General features: G+C 38.9%; 1 protein-coding gene. It reads right to left on the reverse strand.

What is annotated here, in order from left to right; all coding sequences use genetic code 11:
• On the reverse strand, positions 1–1,307 hold a 1,307-nt coding region (locus QUA53_RS28995; protein WP_333101318.1), incomplete at both ends, for an AAA family ATPase.

Here is a 1,307-nt window from a genome sequence, read left to right on the forward strand (position 1 = left end):
GCCCGGGCAAATGCCAGTTCTATTAAAGCTTCTGATTCTTCAAAATTGCCGTTTAAATATTCGGCCTCTGCCAGCTCCTTATGAAAGGTAAAAGCTAGTTCGTAGGATTCTTGCCAAATATCGCCCGGTAAAATTTCTCGACCGATTTTTAAGTAGTCTCTGGCAGCAGCATAAGCCGTTGCATCTTTGGCTTTGCGAGCGGCTGTTAAATTTAAAATAGCTAGTTCAGTTTTCTCGTTATCATCAATGATTAAAATCCGACCCGAATTCAAATGATCGACTATTTCAAAAATTCTTTCGGCTCGTCGCTCCGGAGCAATATTTGCCAGTAACAGGCGACCAATTTGTAGGTGAATTGCGGTTTGCAACTTTGAGTCAATCAAAGCGTAACCTGACTGCTGCACGCGGTCATGCAAAAACTTATAATTAGTAATTACCAAGTCGGAATTAATGATTTCTGATTCAGTAGCACCTAACTCAGAAGTAGTTAGAATCAATCCTTCTTGGATGGCTGGCAATAGTTCTTGAAACGTGGTCCCCCAAGATTTCTCATTAATAATTGAGAGAGTTTTTAAGTCAAAACTATTACCGACGCAAGCAGCCAAGCGCAAAACTTGCTGAGTTGATTCTGGCAATTTTTTCAATTTACCAATCATCAATTCAATGACGTTATCAGTAATACCTACTGATTCAATTTCTGAAATATTCCAATCCCAGTTTCTTTGTTGGAAGTTAAATCTCAGCAGGCTTTCTTGATAAAGAGTTTTGAGAAACTGATTGACAAAAAAAGGATTACCTTGAGTTTTATTGAGCACTAACTCTGCTAAGGGGAGCGCTGATTCTGTGTCTTTACGAACGGTATCAGCAATTAAGTTACTTATCTGCTGAAGGTGTAAAGGAGCTAAAGTAATTCGCTCGATTCTTGCCCCTTGATTTGGCAGCTCATCCAAGGTCATTATTAAAGGATGAGATGGGTTAACTTCGTTGTCTCGATAAGCACCAATTAGAAATAGATATTGCGTTTGCTCATCTGCCATCATTACTTGTAGCAATTTCAATGTAGCGGCATCAGCCCATTGTAAATCGTCGAGAAAGATGACTAAGGGATAGTCAACTGAACAAAACACGCGGATGAATTTTTGAAATACTAAATTAAACCGGTTTTGTGCTTCTGTAGCGCTTAATTCTTGTACGGCCGGCTGTTTGCCAATGATTAATTCTATTTCAGGAATGACATCGACAATTATTTGACTATTAGTGCCAATAGCTGCTAAAAGTTTTGATTTCCAGGTATTGAGTTGATTTTC

The sequence above is a fragment of the Microcoleus sp. Pol12B3 genome (assembly GCF_036701355.1).
GTDB lineage: Bacteria > Cyanobacteriota > Cyanobacteriia > Cyanobacteriales > Microcoleaceae > Microcoleus.